The organism is Peribacillus sp. NPDC097295 (assembly GCF_044761665.1).
Lineage (GTDB): Bacteria > Bacillota > Bacilli > Bacillales > DSM-1321 > Peribacillus.
In genome coordinates this window covers 35,256-56,346 of the sequence record NZ_JBIWCW010000021.1, presented here as the reverse complement: position 1 = coordinate 56,346, position 21,091 = coordinate 35,256, and the positions used below count along the sequence as shown (strand labels likewise).

Sequence of the window (21,091 nt, the reverse complement as noted above, 5' to 3'; positions counted from 1 at the left end):
ATACCTAGTAACAGAATATGAGAGTAAACAAAAACGGTTCGCATTTTTTAGGCAGTTTCACCAGATTTGATGGTACACTAACACTATCAAAACCTTGGAGGAATATAGTATGGATTTTCAACTTGATTTAAATTTATTTGAAGATAAAATTGAATTTTTCGAAGCGGAAAGCATCAAGAGCCTAGAAGAAAAAGTCCAATCCCAAATTGAGATCAACAAAGCGATCTTGCTACAGGTGCACTCCGTTTCACATCAAATGTATGTAAGTGAAGAAGGTCGACGCTTTTATAGCGCCGTCGTCCACTTTAAAGCGAAAAAATGAAAAAGAACCCCCGAAAAGCAAACGCTAGTCGGGGGTGCTACACTCATTCATCACACAAGGGATTACTTTTTATCATTCACTTTCAATTCTTCCACTTTGACTGGCTTCCAGCCGGAGCCGTCCACCCATTCGATATGTACACGGTACGTTTGTGATTCGTTTCCATCTGAAGCAGTGCCGATGGCCGTATTGGGGGATCCCCCGTTTTGCAACCACCATAGCTTCATGCTACCTTCGTCCACCCCGGCTCCAGCAGCAATCGCTTGTCGCATTTCATTCCAGTCCACTGAATCCTTTTCGAAGCTTGTCGCATGTTCACCGGATTGTTCTGTGCCAACAGGTTGCCAGTTCTCACTCGTATAAGCCTTCTCGACGTTGCTATCTCCGCTGGCCTCCACTTCAACAAGCTCGGCATCCTTGTCCTTTTCTTCATCCGTAGGATCTGTCGCTTCCGAATCTTCATCCTCGACTCCCGGTGCATCTTCTTTTTCCTCGGTTTTTTCAGCTTTCTTCTGATTCTTTTCCGTGATTTGTTTCGGTTCGGTTGTGGCCTTTTCAGGTGAATCATCATCACTAAGGAAGATTGTGGCTGCAACAATGACAATTAAAATCGACACGACCGTAATCGCAATATTATATATTTTATTTAATTTTCGTTTTTGATCTCTCTGATGGAATCTTGAGCCCAAGGTCCATTCCTCCCTACCTTTACTTTCAGCCTCATTCTATCATGATTCTGCCGGAGATAGAAGGGGAAGGTTTCCTACACTTTTCGTCAATTCTCGCGTATATCCTGGTCCTTGCTATATAGAACTTTTACAATATCTGAAAATAGAGGTGTCATGCTGGAACTACTTTCATTTGTTTCAAGATTCACCGTGACCAAGGCATATTTAGGGTTTTCATAGGGGAAATAACCGGCAAACCATTTATTTAGCTCACCTTTTTCGATGTTCGTCTGAGCGGTCCCCGACTTACCTGCGACCTCCACAGGAAGGTCCTGTAAAGAAGCCCCCGTCCCTTTCTCTTCCGTGACCACTTTTCTTAAAAGATGTTGCAACTTCATGGCGGTATAAGGTTTCAAGGTATCACCAGCCAATGTTTGATCAGGAAAGTCGACTACTGTCGTACCATTGTCGAATTCAACCTTCGACACAGCCTTCACCTGTTCTTTCTTCCCGCCTCTAGCAATGGTCGCCATCATATTGGCAATGGCAAGTGGCGTGGTCTGGACATCCTGTTGCCCGATCGACGTCTTCGCGATCATTTTCGGATCCTTCTTCAATTGGTCATCATGCCATACCTTACCTTTTTGTTCATGATACAACTGGGTAACGGCCGTATGATAGACATCACCCTGCCATCCCGATTGACCGATAACCCCTAACTTTTCTGCATATTTATCCAAAAAGGCCGGATCCTTTACCGCGATTTCCTTAGACAACTCGGCAAACGTCCTATTACAGCTCTGAGCAAAACTATTCTCGAAATTCAACCGGCCGAGCTCCCTCTGTTTATCTATCCCCCCTTCAATCGTTCTATCACAATCAAACGTTCTTGTTGGGCTCGCGGACTCGTAATCAATGACCGCAGCAGCCGTAACCGTTTTAAAGACTGACCCAGGTGTTTTTTGAGTCAGCATCATATTGATGGCCCCCTCGCCATTCGGGTCTTTTTTATTAAGGGCGGGACGTGACACCATGGCTACGATTTCACTTTTTTCAATGTCAATCAGTACGAGGCCGCCTTTTTTTATCCTGCGTTCATCCACGAGTTTCTCTGCTTTTTCTTGAATGCCTTTATCGATCGTCGTAACGACCTTCACCGGATAAAGGGGATTCGCCGGCTCCACATATTTAACATCCACACCGAACATCGGACCTCCACTAGCGTCTACATGAAACACGAGCTTGGATTCTCCATCGGAAAGCAAAAATTCATCAAATGTCCTTTGCAAACCAGTATTGCCAATTTTCGTATCCGGGGAAAGTTGCATATCGGGATAACGTTTTTTCTTTTCGGCATCCGATATATTCGTTGTACCAATCAGTTGGGCTGCAGGTATTTGATTATGATAGAGCTTTTCATTCACGGCAAATACTCCGGGAATCTTCAATTCATTGATGTCTTTCGATTGGTTCATCGTCAGCTCGATTGGTTCATCCCCACCAAAAACGAATGGGTCTTTCGCTTTTGAAATCGACTGTCTCAGTTCCTCTTCGGTCCTGCCGATTATCGAGGCTACTTTATCTATGGGCCAGGTCATTTTATTTAAAAATGGAAACAAAACAAGTGTCGGAATCTCTTCATGGGCAAGCGGCTCTCCATTTCGGTCGTAAAACTTCCCACGGCCATCATCAATCTTTAAAATCTGTGAACGCTGGTTTACACTCGCTTCTATTAAATTCACATCATGCTTGGAGAAGGATTCAGTACCCACAAGTTGGATATATGCTATCCTGCCAATCAGTAACAGCATACAAATGGTGATGCTGATGGCAACTACCCTCATTCGTTTCTTTTTCATATAGAAACACCTCGTTACCATTGTTGACGAGGTTTTGATTTTTAAACACTAAAAAGAGGATGCCCTTATGGACATCCTCTAAATAAAAGCCGATTAGCTTATGGAAACGATTTTGACGCTCATTTCGCCGCCTGGCGTTTGGATCGATACTTTATCGCCCACTTTTTTTCCGATCAAGCTTTTCGCGATTGGAGAATCATTCGAAATCTTTCCTTCGAATGGATCCGCTTCAACGCTACCTACTATGGAATACGTTTCTTCGTCACCATTTGGAAGTTCTACAAACGTTACAGACTTTCCAAGTGATACAGTATCAGTATTCAAGTTATTATCTTCAATGATTTTGGCATTACGGATCATGTTTTCGATTGTTGTGATGCGACCTTCAACAAACGCTTGCTCTTCTTTAGCAGAATCATACTCCGAGTTCTCTGAAAGATCCCCAAAGCTGCGGGCGATCTTAATTCTTTCTACGACTTCCTTACGTTTAACCGATTTTAACTGTTCTAGTTCCTGTTCCAACTTCGCTTTACCTTCGATAGTCATTGGATATTCTTTTTCAATTGCCAAAACCCTTCACTCCTTCAAATTCTTCACAGCTGACTTTTGCCGTGACCAGTTTATGTACTCTATAAGTGCTTAACCGAATAAAAATATATATAAGCGCGCATCTACCCTAAGAAACAAATCGTCCCTTAGTATATAAACCGACTGCATTGCAGCCGGTTTTCGTTCTGTATCAAGAATAGATTATTGTGTTTTCCCACATTTGTCCAGTCTTTCCCAATAAATAATTGGTATTTTTTATATAAATGAGGGAAAATCGCACCTATCATTATTTATGCTATGTTATTACAAAAAAGACTTTTGTTCAAGGATTGTTTGTATTTTTGTCACCATCAGGTCGATTGCCACATGGTTTTGTCCACCTTCAGGAATGATGATATCCGCATAACGCTTCGTCGGCTCGATAAACTGATTGTGCATCGGGCGAACCACGCTGATATATTGATCAATGACAGAATCCATTGAACGGCCGCGCTCTTTAATGTCACGGGTCATCCGGCGAAGGATTCGTAAATCTGCATCTGTATCCACATAAAGCTTCATATCCATCAGGTTTCTTAGGCGTTCATCCTCCAGCACCAAAATCCCTTCAAGAATGATAACATCTTGCGGCTCAACAGTGATGATTTCATCTGAGCGCGTATGGTTTGCATAATCATACACCGGTTTCTGAACCGATTCATAATTCAGCAGTGCATTGATGTGCTCAATCAATAAATCATTATCAAATGCAAACGGATGATCATAGTTGGTCTTCAACCGTTCTTCAAATGGAAGATGACTTTGATCTTTATAATAATAATCTTGTTCAAGCATCAAGATTGAATGTCCTTTAAAAAACTCGAAAATGGAGCGTGTTACACTTGTTTTACCTGATCCCGACCCACCGGTGACCCCGATAACTACTGGTTTTTTCCTTGTCATGTTAATTCTCCTTACGCATCATATTGTTCACATATACCGGCTTATCTACTTGAATGCGGACAATTTGAAGCGGATGCCGTGCTGCGTCCAACTCTTTACCCAATTCATCCCAGATGGTGCCGATTTTTTGAGTAAAGTTCTCAATTTCCGGTCCGAAGAATTCCACTTCATCACCAGGCTTGAAGAAGTTACGCTGCTGTAAGGTCGCAATTTGAGTTTCCTCATTATAATCAAGTACCAGTCCAGCGAAGTCGAAGCGAGTCTTTACGGTATGATTCCCGAACATTTGTTGTTTATACCCAGGGATTTCTCCTTCCATGAATGAAGAAGCCGTCTCACGATTTGCACATTTATCAAGCTCTTCCAACCATTCAGGCTGAATTTCAAAAGAATCCGGATCGGCACAATACGCATCGATTACTCTACGGTAAACACTGATAACCGTTGCGATATAGTGGATGGACTTCATGCGGCCTTCGACTTTTAAACTATCAATCCCAATTTCAATCATGCCTGGCAAGGATTCAATAAGTTTCAAATCTTTCGGGCTCATCGCGAAAGGAGCATCGTCTTTATCGAATAAAGCTTTTTCTCCGTCCTCATTCAGTTCATATAAGTCATAGTCCCAACGGCAAGACTGACAGCAGCCTCCACGATTCGAGTCACGTGCCGTCATATGGTTCGATAGTGTGCAGCGACCAGAGTAGGCAATGCACATCGCCCCATGAATGAAGGTTTCGATTTCGATGTCGACTTTTTCCTTCATTTCACGAATTTCATCAGCGCTTGTCTCACGGGCTAGCACCACACGCTCCAGACCTTCGTCTTTCCAATACTGGACAGCTTTCCAGTTCGATAGTGACTGTTGCGTGCTCAAATGGATTTCAATATTCGGAGCCACTCGCTTGCACGTTTCGATGATCAATGGATCGGCCACGATAATCCCATGAATGCCCGTTTCACGAAGACCTTCCATATATTCTTCAAGACCATCGATATTTTCGTTATGGGCAAAGATATTCGTAGTCACATAAATTTTCGCACCGTATTTTTTAGCGAATTCGACGCCTTCTTTCATTTCTTCGAACGTGAAATTCCCAGCGTTCGAACGTAAACCATATTCTTGTCCGCCAATGAATACGGCATCTGCACCATAATGGACAGCAATTTTCAGTTTTTCCAGGTTACCAGCAGGAGCCAGCAGCTCCGGTTTTTTTACAATGACTCTCTTTCCATCTACAATCTTGGAAATTTTATCAGCAATAGCATTCAAGGCTATTCCTCCTCTTTCCCTTACTTAATAAACCGATTCTTTAAAGAAGAACCCTGTATCTAGCTCACGGCTATCCGGTTGGATCGCTTGGATTTTTTCAAGGAATTCCATTTTGACATCATCATAGCGATCTGGATCTTCCGCACATAGATCAATCGCCTCGCGGTATAATTTTGTAACGGCCACAATATATTCAGGCGTCTTCAGGACTCCATCGATTTTCAGGGAATCCATTTCCGCTTCCATCAAATCCTGAAGCTCATCGATCATGCACATATCATTTGGACTCATGATATGTGTACCGTTTTCATCTTCATATATTGGGTATTTATTTTCACGTTCCGTATCGTGCAGGAACATATTCCTCTGCTCGGTACGATTACCCACTTCCATTGCCTTGCCTTGGTATTCGAAATAGTTTCCAAGCAGCGTACGCTTGGACTGGAACATGCATGTCATGCCATGGACTTGAACTTCCATTTCGACTTCGGCATGTTCCTTCATTTCAATGACCTCGTCCAAACTGATTTCGCGGGCAGCTACGGCTCTTACCGCTCCACGTTTCCCCCAGTAATTACAGGTATACCAGTTCGTTACCGTCATCTCCGTGTTCCAGTGCAACGGCATATCAGGGGCAACAGCCCGTACAGCCATCAAGACAGCGGGGTCACCGAAGATGATGCGGTCTGCTCCTGCTTCACTTAGGAAAGCTACATAGTCTTCAAGCTCGTCCACTTTATCATTATGAAAGATTGCATTCATGGATAGGTATACTTTTTTACCTGCGGCGTGCGCAATTTCTATCGCTTTCTTAACGTCCACCCGGGTGAACTCCCCCGCTAAACGGAGTCCATAACGCTGCTCACCGATTACGAATGCATCGGCGCCTGCTTCAATAAGTTCTGTAAGATGTGCGATATTTATCGGAGTCACCAGTAATTCAGGCTTTTTCATGTTTGTCACCTCTATGTTTACTAATAGCCACACCGTCACCAATCGGTAAAATCACGGTATCGTAATGAGGATGGTTGTGTAGCCAGATATTAAAATCTTTGATTTTCTTAATGAGCGCTCGCTTGCGTCTCGTCATTTCCATCTCTTCAATGTTTTCAGCAACCAAGCCTTTAAATAATACATTATCAGTAATGATAATGCCAGCTTGATTCAGGAAAGGTTCAAACAGCTCAAAGAAACGTTTGTACTGCCCTTTGGCCGCATCCACAAAGATGATGTCGAACGGACCATGATCCTTCACAAGTGCCCCTGCTTCTAGTGCATCGCCTTCTATGAGGGTAATCCGCTCCGATAGACCGGCCTTTGCAAAATTGGCTTTCGCCTGTTCTATACGCGCTTCATTCCGTTCCAGCGTAACAATCTGTACATCCGGTAAGGTTTCGGCCATTCTGATTGCCGAATATCCAATCGCTGCGCCCACTTCCAATATGGCCTTTGGTTGGTGAAGCCTCAAAATCTGTAGCAATACCTCTATACCTTCAGGCTCCATGATCGGCACATTATGTTCCTTTGCAAAATCCTCTAGCTCCTTAATCAATCCGGTACGTTCCGGAAGTAAGTCGTGAAGATATTGGTCTATTTTTCCGTTCAAGACATTTCCTCCAATTATAAGAAAAACGAAAGCGTCTTGGCCGGCTCTCCATGAAGCGTCGCATCATATTCAAAACGAACTAGAACCAGCATCACTGACTGTCTACGTTTCCTTATCTTTTCAAAATAAAACCCGGCAAAAGCCGAGTTACAGTTTTCAATAAAAATCGGATCTGAAATTTTCACGTTTACTATTCTATCACAAAAACAAGGGGAAAGTAATATCCGTCTCCCCTTAGTTGCTAGTGCCGTCACCATTTATTTGTTGGTTATATGCTGTGCCTTTTTAGTATTATGTTCATCCAGTGTTTTGGAATATAGAACTTCCCCATCAGGTGTAGCCAAGAAATACATATAATCCGTCTTCTTAGGCTTCAATACGGCCTCAATCGAAGACTTACCGGCGTTAGCGATAGGACCTGGCGTAAGCCCTTTGTTTTTGTACGTATTATAGGGCGACTTGACTTCAAGATCTTTGTAATACACACGGTTTTTATGCGAGCCCTTGGCATATAGAACAGTGGGATCCGTTTGTAACGGCATTTCTTCCTTGAGTCGGTTATAAAAGATCGAAGCAATGGTCTTACGGTCTACCTGAGCTGTGGCCTCTTCTTCAACTAGCGATGCAAATGTCAACAGCTGGTGGGCCGTATACTCTTTTTTCTCCATCTGCGATTCGAATGCCTGGAGCGTATCTTCCGTTTTTTGAAGCATTTCAACCACCATGGATTCAACGGATGGCTTTTCCTCATAAAAATCATAGGTTGCCGGGTACAGATACCCTTCAAGCGGATACCTGACATTTTCATTGTTAATCTCTGACGTCAGGAGCTCTGGAAATCTCGTTTGCATGGATTTGACGAATTTCTCACTATTTAATTTCTTGAATATCTCTTTTGGGTCCTGACCCGTCTTCACAGCAATAATGTCGGCTATTTGGACAAGCTGCTTGCCTTCCGGAATCGTTATCCTAAGAACCGCCTCTTTCATGAGTTTTCCGGTTTTGATGCTGGTCACGATATCATTGATTGGCATGGATGGAGAAAGCTTATACTCCCCTGCCTGAAAGCCCGATTCATTTCGGAATTTAATATAATATTTGAAAACACGTGCGTCTTTGATGATGTCCTGCTCTTCAAGCAATAATGAAATATCGCTAATGGTAGAACCGATAGGGATTTTCACAGTCTTAATCGTATCGTCTTCTGGATCAACGGGCTTCATGGCCGAGTTGATATATAAGAACCCCACGAGCACGACTATCCCCACTAGTAAAATAAGTGCAGCGATCGTAATCATGACAATTTTACGGACAAGCTTGGCTTCCCCTTGTTGTTCTAGCATCTTCATTCGAATATGTTCTTTTTTAGATTGCTTTTGATTCTTTTCATCCATTTCAATTCCCCCTGCAAACTGCACACCAACTACAGAATGTTTTCTAGAAGATGCTTTCTCTAATTATATCTTTGCTTCGAATATTATACTAAAACCTACAAATAAATACATGTTTTTTGTATAACTACCTTGATTCCTACTCTATTTATGGCAAATGAACGCTAGCTTTGTCAATAGAAGATAGGCATTTCATAGGAAAAGAGTGTTAGGGTCAGTTTAAGTAAAATACAATGAATTTTCCGAATTCCCTGCATGTAGCCATCTGAACCCATACAAAAATCTAATTATTCATGGTAAAATTCTTCCAGTATGGAAGGGTGTGAAAAAATGGATAATTCATATGTCATGGGATGGGGCACATTGGCACTGATTAATGCCGGGCTTGCCCAAGGTAAAAACAGAACGGGCTTAAATTGGTTTTTATTATCATTAGTTTTAGGTCCATTCGCCACTTTTATTCTCTTGTTTGTTGAGAAAAGATAGCGCATGATTGCACAAAAAAAACTGACCTTAGTTACAAGGTCAGTTCCGTTAAATTATCTTCCTTCTTCTTCTGCTTCTTCATTATCTAGGAATGTGTTCAACATTTCCTCTACTAAATCCCACTCTTCTTCCGTTTCGATCGGAGCAAGTTCGCCATCTTTGCTATCTTCACTTGGTGTGAATGATGAAGCGTGGATTTCGATTTCTTCCTCGTCATCTTCAGCTGACATTGGGTAGTAAAGTACGTAAGATTTATTAAATTTCTCAGAATCGAATGTGAATAAGATCTCACAAAGCTGTTCATTTCCGTTCTCGTCTACTACTGTAATATTGTTTTCACCGTGTTCCATTTATCTTCACCTCATATTGAATTTGTTTGTCTGTCCAAGAAACCTTGTAGAATCATGACAGCTGCCATCTTATCAATGACTTTCTTGCGTTTGCTTCGGCTCACGTCCGCCTCGAGAAGGACACGTTCCGCTGCCATCGTTGTCAACCGTTCATCCCAGAGAAACACCGGCAGCTTGAATTTTCTTTCTAAGCGCGTCGCGAATTCTTGACTGATTTCGCCGCGCGGACCAATGGTTCCGTTCATATTTTTCGGGAGACCAAGGACGATTTTAGAAACTTCGTGTTCTTGTATGATTTCCTTGAGGCGTTTAAAGCCGAAGTCATTTCCAGCTTCGTTAATTTTGATTGTTTCCAATCCTTGTGCAGTCCAACCCATCGCGTCACTCACCGCGACGCCGATGGTTTTTGAACCTAGATCAAGACCCATTGTTCGCATTAATATTCCTCTCGATGGTTCTTAAGATACGATTTAACCAATTCTTCAATGATTTCATCGCGTTCAAGCTTGCGGATGATGTTGCGAGCATCCATATGGCGCGGGATATAGGCCGGGTCACCCGATAGTAAATAACCGACGATCTGGTTAATCGGATTATACCCTTTTTCCTGTAGAGCGACATAGACTTTTGACAATACTTGCTGAACATCTCTTTCGAAAGGTTCTTCAGGAAAATTGAATTTCATCGTTTTATCAAAGGAACTCATGATCATACACCTCTCCTCAGCGTCTTAGAATTCCATCATTACCTCATTGTACAACACTTTTCACTGTTTATGAAATCGATAAGACCCATTCTTCAACAAAATTAAGGGCCGTATCCAATTTTTCTGGGTCTTTCCCACCTGCTTGGGCCATATCCGGGCGTCCACCGCCACCACCACCGCAACGTGTCGCGACTTCTTTAATCAATTTACCTGCATGGAAACCGCGTTCGATATAATCCTTCGTCACGCCGGCTATTAAGTTGACTTTATCTCCTTGAGCCGACCCTAACACGATAATGACCGAATCAAGTTTTTGTTTTAGGTCATCAGCCATCGCACGTAAGTTATTCATGTCAGTAGCTTGGACTTTAGCCACCAAGACTTTGACACCATTGATTTCTTTCACGTTCGAAACAAGGCTTCCGGCTTCAATATTGCTTAGTTTTGCAGCCAGGCTGTCGTTTTCACGTTGAAGTTCTTTCGTTTCCGCCATGATGGTTTCGATTCGTGCAGGAACATCTTTCAGATTCGTTTTCAATTTAGCGGCTGCGTCCTTCAAGACATGGATTTGGTCCGCCATCAAGTTGTAGGCACCAGCTCCAGTTACCGCTTCGATTCGGCGTGTACCCGCCCCGATGCCACTTTCAGAAACGATTTTGAATAAGCCAATGACCGCTGTATTCGGAACATGGACACCACCGCAAAGCTCCAGGCTGTAATCGCCAATTTGAACGACACGGACAATCTTGCCATATTTCTCGCCGAATAGTGCCATCGCACCCATCGCTTTTGCTTCTTCGATATTCTTATAATCCGTATTCACTTGTAAGCTTTGCCAAATCTTTTCATTTACAATCGTTTCGATTTGCTCGATTTCTTCTGCCGTGATCTGACCGAAGTGTGAGAAGTCAAAGCGAAGGCGCTCAGCTTGCACGAGTGATCCCGCTTGATTGACATGCGTTCCTAGTACATCCTTCAAAGCTTGATGCAGAAGGTGTGTAGCCGTGTGATTTTTCGTGATCTGGATGCGGTTTTCCTGATTGACCGCTGCCATGACTGTTGAACCGGTCGTTAACGTACCAGCCGTCACCGTGACACGGTGCAGGTTTTGTCCATTCGGTGCTTTTTGAACATCAAGGACATCCACTTTCACCAATTCACTCACAAGCGTTCCTTTATCGGCAATTTGCCCGCCGCTTTCCGCATAGAATGGCGTTTTATCCAGGATTACCTGTACATCTTCGCCTTCATGTGCTTCCGTTGCAAGCTCGCCATTTTTCACGATGGCTACGATTTTCGCTTCAACTGAAGCTTGATCATATCCGACAAATTCACTTTCGACTTTAATCTCACCCAATATACCACCCTGGATTTGCATGGAGTCTACATCTTGGCGAGCAGAGCGTGCACGTTCGCGTTGTGCTTCCATCTCTTTTGCGAAGCCATCTTGGTCAACTGTCATGCCTTCTTCTTCCGCATATTCCTCCGTCAATTCAATCGGGAAGCCGTATGTATCATACAAACGGAATGCATCGCTACCAGGAATGACCGTGTTGCCTTTTTCTTTTTCTTTCTTGATGACTTCAGAAAGAATTGCAAGACCATCATGTAGCGTTTCATGGAAACGTTCTTCTTCATTCTTGACCACTTTCGCAATGAAGTCCTTCTTGTCGAGAACTTCTGGGTAGAAATCTTTCATGATTTCGCCCACCACGGTCACTAGTTCAAACATGAATGGACGGTTGATGTTGATTTGCTTCGCATAACGAACCGCTCTGCGCAGTAAACGGCGCAGTACATAGCCGCGACCTTCATTGGACGGAAGCGCTCCATCGCCAACAGCGAATGCCACTGTACGGATATGGTCGGCGATGACTTTAAAGGCTATATCTTTCTCGGCATCGACACCATATTTCACATCGGCGATTTCTTCTACCGCATGAATAATCGGCGTGAAAAGGTCCGTATCATAGTTCGTCGCCACATTTTGCACGACAGAAGCCATACGTTCAAGCCCCATGCCTGTATCGATGTTTTTCTTCGGAAGCGGTGTGTAAGAACCGTCCGGATTGTGATTGAATTGAGAGAACACAAGGTTCCAGACTTCTAGATGACGTTCATTTTCACCACCCGGGAATAGTTCCGGATCATTCGGGTCATCTCCATATTCAGGTCCACGGTCATAGAAAATCTCCGTATTCGGGCCACTCGGACCTTCGCCGATATCCCAGAAATTCTCTTCCAGGCGAATGATCCGTTCAGCGGGAATGCCGATTTTCTTATTCCAGATTTCGAACGCTTCTTCATCTTCAGGGTGTATCGTAACCGCTAGCTTTTCTTTGTCGAATCCAATCCATTTTTCGTCGGTCAAAAATTCCCAAGCCCACGTAATCGCTTCTTCTTTGAAATATTCCCCGATGGAGAAGTTCCCAAGCATTTCGAAGAATGTATGATGGCGTGCCGTTTTCCCCACGTTCTCGATATCATTTGTACGAATTGCTTTTTGAGCGTTCGTAATTCTTGGGTTTTCCGGAATCACCCGTCCGTCAAAATATTTTTTCAACGTCGCTACACCGGAATTGATCCAAAGCAATGATGGATCTTCATGAGGAACCAATGACGCACTCGGTTCGATGTTATGACCTTTTTCACTAAAGAAATCTAAATACATTTGGCGGATTTGAGCACCAGTTAAATACTTCATCTATATATCCTCCTCTAAAAATATGTAATTTTGAGCACACAAAAAACTCCCATCCCAAAACAGGGACGAGAGTCAACTCGCGGTACCACCCTGATTATGGACACAAAACAACACGTCCATCACCTTCATAAATGCCTTAACGCGGCAAGACGGCAGGTATTAGCTGCTCTCCGGACTAGCTTTCTGCTGACCTTCACCTGGCAGTCCCTTTCAGCCCAAGGGGACACCTCTCTTCTAAATGGTCTTCAGCATACTTCGTCCTTCAACGAATTATCTTATGTATTGGATTATATTCACAAGACTTTTATTTGTCAATAAGCGCCGGCTTCTTTCTGAAATGAACCCTGGCATGCTGTATGGAAACTTTCAGAACCGCCAGTATCGGAATCGAAAGAACCATTCCAAGAATGCCGCCCACCTCACCACCGGCCAATAAAGCAAACATGATGAAAAGCGGGTGCATATGGAGGCTTTTTCCAACGATGAGGGGCGACAAAATATTTCCTTCAAGAAATTGCAGGATGACCACGATGACCACGATGATAATCACCATTTTGACCGAAATGGTAGCGGCAATGATGACTGCCGGAATGGCCCCGATAATGGGACCAAAATAGGGAATCACATTCGTTACCCCGATGATGGCGCCAAGCAATAAGGGATATTCCATCCCGACAATCCAAAAAAGCAACGAAGAAATCACACCGATCGCCGCACATACGATGATCTGTCCCCGAATGTATCCGCCAAGGGAAGCATCGACCTCTTGAACGAAGGCACGGCCTTGCTTGCGCCACTTTTTCGGCGTCAAGTACCACGCCATTTTTTTCAATGAAGCGAAGTCTTTCAGTATATAAAAAGCAATGAATGGGATTAACCCAATCAGAAGGATGAAATCAAACAGCTTCAAGGCGAACGCCATCCCCTTTTCCGGCATGGCACTTAACCAATTTTCAAAAAGGACAACCCCTTCTTCAAAGCGTTCATGGATACCGAACGGCCAGTCCGCTGTTTGGTGATTGAGCTTTTCAACCCTGCTCCGATATTGCTCGACGAGTCCCGGTACACTCTCAGATAGCTCACGTACCTGGTTCGTCATCATGGGAATTCCCATGTATACGGCAAATCCAAGCCCACCGAAAAAAAGCAAATAAATAATCAGGATCGATAACCAACGGCGCATCCCTTTTTTATTCAAAAATTCCACAACCGGATGCAGCAAGTAACTAATGAAAGCCCCAATGAAAAATGGCAGGAATACTGTAATAAGCACAGAAACAGCTGGCCCCCACATAGGCTTCAGTTTCATAAAAATATAGATGATGAAAAATAAGAGCAGTATAAACCCGAGCCGATAAAACCATTTCACACGAAAACTCATGCTAACCACCTCCCCGCCCGTTTATTATTGGAACTGGAATAGTTTTTCATACATTTCAGTAAAAAAAGCGATGCAATCCGTGTGATTGCATCGCTTTTTGGAAGCACGTCGCCTAAATGAATTAGAGCATCGATTTTATTTTCTTGCGTAATTTCTTCATTCTCTTGTTTATCGTTTTAGAATTCATCATGCTCATGAACCGTCTAGCCATTGCACATGCACCTCTTCCGTTAATTACATTTGAAGCGGCGGTCATTTTCCTCGAACAAGTCATCCAAAGAACTCAAACTACCATCTTCTTCGACCTGGTGCGTATTAATGATTCCATCAGAAACGGTCATTTCAATAAAACAATTCCAACAATAAAATTGGTTTACGCCAATTTTCCCGACATCTTTACTGCGACAATTCGGACATTGTATTTCCAAAATGGGACACCTCACTGTTCATAAACTGAAACAATGATGGCATCCTTCCCTAAAGTAGGTGGCTGTTTTGACTCAATCACTGTCGATTCCGAGAAAAAACCATCCGTTGTTTCATACGCTATAATCGTGCCCATTTTTTCCAGAAAATATACATCCTGCAGTAGCCCTAGCTCGTCGCCCATCTCTGAAAGAAGCATACGCCCTGCTACCTCATCCTTTGTGAACCAAACGGAATCGTCCATCACTTTCTTCGGTGTCGTATCCTGTTGCAAGACGACCCCGTCCGGTCCAAAGGAAAAGATATCATCCAGCGTCATAAGAACAACCTTCTTGAACAATGCTTGCCGATGGATGACCAAACCGTTCACCTGCCCGGCATCTGATAGAGACAAATCGTGAATCGTCCCGATCTTTTCTCCCTCGGCAGTAAAAACCGGCAACCCTTTCAATATAGAAAACGTCCGCAAAGTCATCCCGCCCCTCCGAACATTTTTAGTATTTCTAGCTCCGATCCAATACATGTACTGAAAGGTTTTCCATTACTTTTATACTCAAAAAAAAAGACCGGATACCCGGTCCTTCCTTTTCTACCAACCCCTGCTGGATCCGCCGCCTCCCGAGCTTCCTCCTCCGCCACCTCGAGGGCCTCCACCACCACGGCCGCCTCCTCCGCCGCCGCGGCTTATGAACATCAAGAGGATGTTGAGTAAGGTTTGAAGGAAAAACCCTTTGAAGAATTTTGCATCCAAAAAGACCACGATAATCGCAACAATGATTATAAGGAGAATTTGAATGCCCGATAGCTGGGTGTTTTCTTCCGGTTGAACGGCATAATCTTGATAAAAATCTTCTCCTAAACCGTATTCCTTTAAAACCTCGTTATAGATGGCCTTATAAGTTTCAGTCAGAGCAAGATTGTATTGGTTTTCCTTTAAATGGGGAATGGCGACATTGTCCAAAATCTGTCCTGATTTAATATCCGTAATGGCCCCTTCCAATCCGTACCCCACTTCGATACGGATTTTCTTTTCCTCCACGGCGAGGACAAGAAGGACCCCATTATTCAGTTCCGCGTCACCAAGTTTGAATGCCCTTAAGGCCTCGACAGAGTATTCTTCGATTTCGGAGCCTTCCATGGAGTCGACGGTCAACACGGCTACCTGTGCCTTAGTTGCATCTTCCAATCGTTTTCCCAAATCAATCAGCTCGGCTTTTTCCTGGTCATTCAATACACCGGCAAAGTCCTGGACGTAGATATCACCAACTGGTTTTGGGATATTCGGTTCTGCTGCGACTACGTTTGCAAAGTTGAAAGTGAAAAGTAAAAGGAGCGCAAACACAGCAAGCTTTTTCATTACTTATCGCTCCCGAAATCAACCTTTGGTGTTTCTTTGTCTTGTTCACTCACTTCATAATATGGTCTGGCATCGAAACCGAACATTCCGGCCATCAGGTTCTTAGGAAAGCGTTTGATTGTCTTGTTATATGAGGTGACCTCATCGTTATAATCCTTTCTTGCGACAGTCAACCTATTTTCCGTCCCTTCCAGGCTGTCCATCAGGCTTTTGAAGTTCTCATTGGCCTTTAGATTTGGATACTTCTCCACTACCACCAACAGGCGGCTCAATGCCCCGCTCAGTTCTTGATCGGCACCGATGGCATCCTCGGTAGTATTGGCACCAGCTAACTTCGCACGAGCATCGCTGACCGCTTTAATGGCCTCCGTTTCATGTGAGGCATATCCTTTTACCGTTTCCACCAGGTTCGGTATTAAATCTGCTCTTCTCTTTAATTGGTTATCCACCTGTGACCACTTATTGTCCACGTCTTCACTGCTACTGACGAGACTGTTATAAGAAGTCGCGCCAAAAATGATAAGCAGGACCACGACAACTAGTCCGATTAACCATCCTTTTTTCATTCTGTTTCCCCCTCATTTTTAGCTAAGTATCTTTACATTCTATATTTATTCCACTAATTCTATGAGTTATAAACTAAAACACAATAAAAAAGCCGAAGATTAAATCCTCGGCTACATGAAATCATATGGTGTCATACCGTCCATACCGACCATCGGATCCGTATGCATGAGTACATCGAAATAGCTTTCCCCTTGATTGGGCACTTCTTCTTTTCCATCCGACTCGACCGCTTCATTGTCTCCATCCAAGGTTTCCCGGAGCTTTTCAAGCAAGGTCGTTTTCCTGCGCATTTCATCATTACGCTCAATGCCAAGGCGGAATGCATCTTCTTCCCCGCACAGTATCAGGAAACTCTTGCTTCGGGTTATGGCCGTATACAATAAATTCCGGCGTAACATCCGGTAGTAACTCTTCACGACAGGTAAAATCACGATAGGGAATTCGCTTCCCTGTGATTTATGGATGGAACAGCAATACGCATGCGTAATCTGGTTCAGTTCCTGCTTCGTGTACGTCACTTCAATGCCTTCAAACGAGATGATCACCTTATCCACATGGTCCGTGTTTTCCTTAGCGAACAGGATAGAAACGATTTCACCCATATCCCCGTTGAAGACACCCTCTTCCGGCTGGTTCACCAGCTGAAGAACCTTATCACCCGTCCGGTAAACGACATCACCGAACTTGATTTCGCGCCGTTTTTCCTCCTTATTGCTATTGAATACTTCTTGCAGCATTTTATTCAATGCATCTATTCCTGCAGGTCCCCGGTACATCGGTGCCAGGACCTGGATGTCCCTTGCCGTGAAGCCCTTCGTCCTGGCATTGGCGACGACCTTCTCGATCACCTGAGCGATCTGGCCAGTCTGGCAGCGAATGAACGACCGATCGGCCTGTTGCTTTGTCACATCATCCGGTAGCCGACCTTTTTTTATATCGTGGGCCAGTTCAATGATCGAAGAACCATCCGCCTGCCGGTATATATGCTCAAGACTGACGGTCGGCACGCAATTGGACCCGAGCAAATCCTTCAGCACTTGACCAGGCCCGACCGACGGAAGCTGATCCTCATCACCCACCAATATCACCTGGACATTTTCCGGCAACGCTTTAAATAATTTCTGGGCCAGCCACGTATCCACCATGGACACCTCATCAATGATGACGATTCGACCTTCCAATGGATTATCTTCATCATGAGCAAAGCCCTCGCTCCCGTTCCAACCTAGCAATCGATGAATGGTCACCGCCGGCAGTCCCGTCGATTCAGACATTCGTTTAGCTGCTCGACCTGTAGGAGCCGCAAGGACGAAAGGAAAAGGATCTGCCCCTTCTTTTTTATAATCATTGATGTCCATTGATACGCCATGAAGTTCCGCATATAACTCGACAATCCCTTTAATGACAGTCGTCTTCCCTGTACCCGGACCACCCGTCAAGATCAACATCGGCGACTCCAGGGCCGTCTGGATCGCTTCCTTTTGCGCAGGTGCATAGGAGACATTGAGCCGCTCCTCTAGCTTACCAAGTGCGAGTAGGAATTCCGATTCCGGGAATTGGTCTTCATACTCCGTTTGAGCAAGCAGCCGCTTGATGTTCGCCACGATTCCCTTTTCCGAATAATAGAGGGACGGCAGATAAATCCGCTGATCCTCCACAACGATTTTACCCGCCTCGGTTAATTCGATTATTTCCGTGGAGATACTGCTGAATTCAATCCGATCCCGCTTATTCTCTTCTAAAAGCCTTTTGACCCCTTCTAAAAGCTGTTCGGCCTCGATGTATATGTTCCCGTCCTGCAGGCATTGAGATTCAAGCGTATACAAGCATGCCGCCTTGATGCGGTCGGGGTGGCTGCCGGAAATGCCCAGCTGATGGCCAAGCTCATCCGCCCGTCCAAAACCGATCCCTTCAATATCCTCCACAAGCTTATAAGGGTTACCTTGTAGCATCGTGACGGTATCCTGTTTATACGTTTGGTAAATCTTCATCGAAAGCTGCGGACCAAATCCATATTGATTCAGGGCAATCATCACCTGTTCAAGACCCTGATGTTCGACTAATGTATCGTAGAGGCTCTTCGCTTTTTCACCAGTAAGTTTCGGGATATCATCAAGTATGGAAGGCTGGGCCAGGATTTTAGAAATTGCATTCTCCCCGAGCTTTTCAACGATGCTCTCGGCCGTCTTTTTTCCGATGCCCTTGAATAGTTCACCAGATAAATAGCTGACGACTCCTTCCTTGGATTGAGGGAGATCCTTGCGGAAATGTTCAACATGAAACTGAAGGCCAAATCTGGGATGCTCCTTCAGCGCCCCATAGAATATATATACCTCATCCTCATGCATCCTCGGAAAATACCCAGTAACGACCGCTTCCTTCTCATCATAATTCAAATTCGTTTCATTCAAACGGATTCGAACGACCGAATACATATTATCTTCATTATGAAAAATCGTCACTAGATGGCGGCCTTTCATAAACATTTTCTCTTCTGAAAACAAATCCATCGAATCCTGCTGGGCCAACGCTTCTCCCCACCCTTCACATGTTTCTTTCGTCTATTTATTCAGCAGACATTTCTTCCATCAGTTTCTTGCCGTGTGCCGCTAGCATATGGTCTGGCTGTGCCTTTAGCGCTTTTTCAAAATAGACGATCGCAGCCTTGGCATCTTCCTTGTACCCCGCATACGCCACACCTAAATTATAATAAGCATCCGCATGGTTTGGATCTTGTTCCACCACTAGATTCAACTGCTTGATCAATTCTTCATACAATTCCGCATTAGCCAGGCAAAGTGCAAATTGGAATCTCGCATCCACATCTTCCGGACTCAACTCCACCGTTCTTTGCAAATATGGCATCGCCAATTTTGGCTGATCCAACGCCATCAATGTCAGTCCAAGCATGAAGTATGCATCACTGTTATCAAGACCCAAACGAATTGCCTTTTCGAACATATCCTTCGCTTCAACCAATTTGGAATCCACTTCATAATATAAGTTTCCTAACGAATAATAAGCAGCGGCTGCGTTTTCATCCAGCTCAATCGCCTTTTTATAAAACTTAACGGCTTTATCCGTCTCGCCCACTGCAGTCAGCACATTTCCAAAGTTTATGTATCCAACCGGTTCAGTCGGGTTTTCCTCGATCGCTTCATTAAAAACTTTCGCCGCTTCCTCATATTTTCCTTGTTGCATAAGCTCAATACCTTGTTGATTCTTATCCATCACCATTCACGCTCCATTTTTTTATTAAAAAGTATAGCATATGCTATTGGTTTTTTTTATGTATGTACATGCATTGCCGGTCTTTCGCCAATGCAAACAAAATCCCCAACCGCAAATACAGCTGGGGACATGCTTATTTTACCCTACGTAAGTCAGTTTTTCACCTTTTTTAAACACTTCATCAATCGTACCGCCACCTAGGCAGACTTCACCGTCATAAAACACGACAGACTGACCTGGTGTAATCGCACGGACCGGTTCGTCAAATACGACTTCGACATCACCGTTTTCCAATACTTTCACCGAAACGCCACTGTCCACTTGACGGTAACGGAATTTAGCCGTACACGAAAATTCCGTTGCCGGCATGTGTTCAGCCACCCAGCTCATCTTCACAGCTTTCAGTGAATCGGAGTAAAGGACATCATTGTCAAAACCTTGGCACACATATAGAACATTGTTTTTCAAGTCTTTACCCGCTACGAACCAAGGCTCGCCGCTTCCGCCGATACCAAGACCATGGCGTTGACCGATCGTGTAATACATCAAGCCATCATGTTTCCCCATGACTTTGCCATCCATCGTCGTCATTTGACCAGGTTGTGCAGGCAGATACGTGCTCAAAAAGCCTTTGAAATCGCGTTCCCCGATAAAGCAAATACCGGTCGAATCTTTCTTCGTTGCCGTTGCAAGACCCGCTTCCTTCGCAATTTCACGGACTTCCTTCTTATCGATATGCCCAAGCGGGAACATGACTTTTTCCAGTTGCGTTTGCGTTAACTGGTTCAGGAAATACGTTTGATCCTTGTTATTGTCCACGCCGCGAAGCATTTTGTACTCGCCATCTTGATACTTGACCTGTGCATAATGACCTGTCGCCACATAATCGGCACCCAGGCTCACCGCATGCTCAAGGAATGCCTTGAACTTGATTTCCTTATTGCACATCACGTCCGGATTCGGTGTCCGGCCCGCCTTGTACTCCTCCAGGAAATAGGTAAAGACCTTGTCCCAATATTGTTTTTCAAAATTGACCGCATAATATGGAATCCCAATTTGATTACAAACGGCAATGACATCATTGTAATCTTCCGTTGCTGTACAGACCCCGTTTTCATCCGTATCGTCCCAGTTTTTCATGAAAATCCCGACCACGTCATAGCCTTGGTTTTTCAAAAGCAGGGCAGACACAGAAGAATCGACGCCTCCTGACATCCCTACGACTACACGGGTGTCTTGTGGTGCTTTCTTCATTCTGTCACCTCATCTATTT

Annotated in this window: 22 protein-coding genes; 2 read left to right on the top strand and 20 right to left on the bottom strand. The window is 44.2% G+C overall.

Going from position 1 to position 21,091, the window contains the following annotated elements; all coding sequences use genetic code 11:
- Positions 1 to 109: 109 nt before the first annotated feature.
- A complete protein-coding gene (locus ACIQXN_RS19875) occupies positions 110 to 322 on the top strand; it encodes a DUF2536 family protein (RefSeq protein ID WP_402869677.1) in 213 nt (70 codons plus the stop codon).
- A 62-nt stretch (positions 323 to 384) separates the two neighbouring features.
- Here ACIQXN_RS19875 and ACIQXN_RS19870 read toward each other — a convergent pair whose 3' ends face one another.
- The 8 genes from ACIQXN_RS19870 to mltG form a co-directional block, all read right to left on the bottom strand.
- Entirely contained in the window at positions 385 to 1,011 is a 627-nt protein-coding gene (locus ACIQXN_RS19870) for a YrrS family protein (RefSeq protein WP_402970762.1), read from the bottom strand.
- Positions 1,012 to 1,097: 86 nt separating this feature from the next.
- Positions 1,098 to 2,849: a peptidoglycan D,D-transpeptidase FtsI family protein gene (locus ACIQXN_RS19865; RefSeq protein WP_402970759.1), complete on the bottom strand. Its 1,752-nt coding sequence runs from the start codon at positions 2,847 to 2,849 to the stop codon at positions 1,098 to 1,100.
- 93 nt (positions 2,850 to 2,942) lie between these two features.
- Positions 2,943 to 3,419: a transcription elongation factor GreA gene (greA, locus tag ACIQXN_RS19860; RefSeq protein WP_402970756.1), complete on the bottom strand. Its 477-nt coding sequence runs from the start codon at positions 3,417 to 3,419 to the stop codon at positions 2,943 to 2,945.
- A 282-nt stretch (positions 3,420 to 3,701) separates the two neighbouring features.
- On the bottom strand, positions 3,702 to 4,340 hold the full coding sequence (udk, locus tag ACIQXN_RS19855; RefSeq protein WP_402970753.1) for a uridine kinase: 639 nt from the start codon (positions 4,338 to 4,340) through the stop codon (positions 3,702 to 3,704).
- 1 nt (position 4,341) lies between these two features.
- Positions 4,342 to 5,613 carry a peptidase U32 family protein gene (locus ACIQXN_RS19850; RefSeq protein WP_402970748.1) on the bottom strand — a complete coding sequence of 424 codons (1,272 nt, stop codon included), beginning with the start codon at positions 5,611 to 5,613 and terminating at the stop codon, positions 4,342 to 4,344.
- Positions 5,614 to 5,637: 24 nt separating this feature from the next.
- The gene (locus ACIQXN_RS19845) at positions 5,638 to 6,567 is read right to left on the bottom strand and encodes a peptidase U32 family protein (RefSeq protein ID WP_402970743.1); all 930 of its coding nucleotides are present in this window, start codon (positions 6,565 to 6,567) and stop codon (positions 5,638 to 5,640) included.
- On the bottom strand, positions 6,554 to 7,219 hold the full coding sequence (locus tag ACIQXN_RS19840; RefSeq protein ID WP_402970740.1) for an O-methyltransferase: 666 nt from the start codon (positions 7,217 to 7,219) through the stop codon (positions 6,554 to 6,556). The genes ACIQXN_RS19845 and ACIQXN_RS19840 overlap by 14 nt, the downstream gene beginning before the upstream one ends.
- 257 nt (positions 7,220 to 7,476) lie before the next feature.
- The gene (mltG, locus tag ACIQXN_RS19835; RefSeq protein WP_402970737.1) at positions 7,477 to 8,613 is read right to left on the bottom strand and encodes an endolytic transglycosylase MltG; all 1,137 of its coding nucleotides are present in this window, start codon (positions 8,611 to 8,613) and stop codon (positions 7,477 to 7,479) included.
- Between the two features lie 327 nt (positions 8,614 to 8,940).
- Between mltG and ACIQXN_RS19830 the strand changes: the two genes are divergently transcribed.
- Positions 8,941 to 9,096, top strand: coding sequence for a hypothetical protein (locus ACIQXN_RS19830; protein ID WP_402970734.1), 156 nt, complete (start codon positions 8,941 to 8,943; stop codon positions 9,094 to 9,096).
- 53 nt (positions 9,097 to 9,149) lie between these two features.
- Here ACIQXN_RS19830 and ACIQXN_RS19825 read toward each other — a convergent pair whose 3' ends face one another.
- The 12 genes from ACIQXN_RS19825 to mnmA form a co-directional block, all read right to left on the bottom strand.
- Positions 9,150 to 9,446, bottom strand: coding sequence for a DUF1292 domain-containing protein (locus ACIQXN_RS19825; RefSeq protein WP_402869697.1), 297 nt, complete (start codon positions 9,444 to 9,446; stop codon positions 9,150 to 9,152).
- Between the two features lie 11 nt (positions 9,447 to 9,457).
- Entirely contained in the window at positions 9,458 to 9,883 is a 426-nt protein-coding gene (gene ruvX, locus ACIQXN_RS19820; protein ID WP_402970731.1) for a Holliday junction resolvase RuvX, read from the bottom strand.
- On the bottom strand, positions 9,883 to 10,152 hold the full coding sequence (locus ACIQXN_RS19815; protein ID WP_402970790.1) for an IreB family regulatory phosphoprotein: 270 nt from the start codon (positions 10,150 to 10,152) through the stop codon (positions 9,883 to 9,885). The genes ruvX and ACIQXN_RS19815 overlap by 1 nt, the downstream gene beginning before the upstream one ends.
- A 67-nt stretch (positions 10,153 to 10,219) precedes the next feature.
- Positions 10,220 to 12,856: an alanine--tRNA ligase gene (gene alaS / locus ACIQXN_RS19810; protein WP_402970728.1), complete on the bottom strand. Its 2,637-nt coding sequence runs from the start codon at positions 12,854 to 12,856 to the stop codon at positions 10,220 to 10,222.
- Positions 12,857 to 13,160: 304 nt separating this feature from the next.
- Positions 13,161 to 14,237, bottom strand: coding sequence for an AI-2E family transporter (locus ACIQXN_RS19805; RefSeq protein ID WP_402970725.1), 1,077 nt, complete (start codon positions 14,235 to 14,237; stop codon positions 13,161 to 13,163).
- 230 nt (positions 14,238 to 14,467) lie between these two features.
- Positions 14,468 to 14,659 (bottom strand): hypothetical protein, encoded by a 192-nt coding sequence (locus ACIQXN_RS19800; RefSeq protein WP_402970788.1) that lies wholly within the window; start codon positions 14,657 to 14,659, stop codon positions 14,468 to 14,470.
- Positions 14,660 to 14,676: 17 nt separating this feature from the next.
- A complete protein-coding gene (locus ACIQXN_RS19795) occupies positions 14,677 to 15,138 on the bottom strand; it encodes a PRC-barrel domain-containing protein (protein WP_402970722.1) in 462 nt (153 codons plus the stop codon).
- A 114-nt stretch (positions 15,139 to 15,252) separates the two neighbouring features.
- Positions 15,253 to 16,020, bottom strand: coding sequence for a TPM domain-containing protein (locus ACIQXN_RS19790; protein ID WP_402970720.1), 768 nt, complete (start codon positions 16,018 to 16,020; stop codon positions 15,253 to 15,255).
- Complete coding sequence (locus ACIQXN_RS19785) at positions 16,020 to 16,586, bottom strand: LemA family protein (protein ID WP_402970717.1); 567 nt, start codon at positions 16,584 to 16,586, stop codon at positions 16,020 to 16,022. Before ACIQXN_RS19785 ends, ACIQXN_RS19790 begins: the two co-directional genes overlap by 1 nt.
- A 111-nt stretch (positions 16,587 to 16,697) precedes the next feature.
- On the bottom strand, positions 16,698 to 19,115 hold the full coding sequence (gene recD2 / locus ACIQXN_RS19780; protein WP_402970714.1) for an SF1B family DNA helicase RecD2: 2,418 nt from the start codon (positions 19,113 to 19,115) through the stop codon (positions 16,698 to 16,700).
- 37 nt (positions 19,116 to 19,152) lie between these two features.
- Positions 19,153 to 19,818 carry a tetratricopeptide repeat protein gene (locus tag ACIQXN_RS19775; protein ID WP_402970712.1) on the bottom strand — a complete coding sequence of 222 codons (666 nt, stop codon included), beginning with the start codon at positions 19,816 to 19,818 and terminating at the stop codon, positions 19,153 to 19,155.
- 138 nt (positions 19,819 to 19,956) lie between these two features.
- Positions 19,957 to 21,072, bottom strand: a complete 1,116-nt coding sequence (gene mnmA / locus ACIQXN_RS19770) for a tRNA 2-thiouridine(34) synthase MnmA (protein WP_402970709.1) — start codon at positions 21,070 to 21,072, stop codon at positions 19,957 to 19,959.
- Between the last annotated feature and the right edge of the window lie 19 nt (positions 21,073 to 21,091).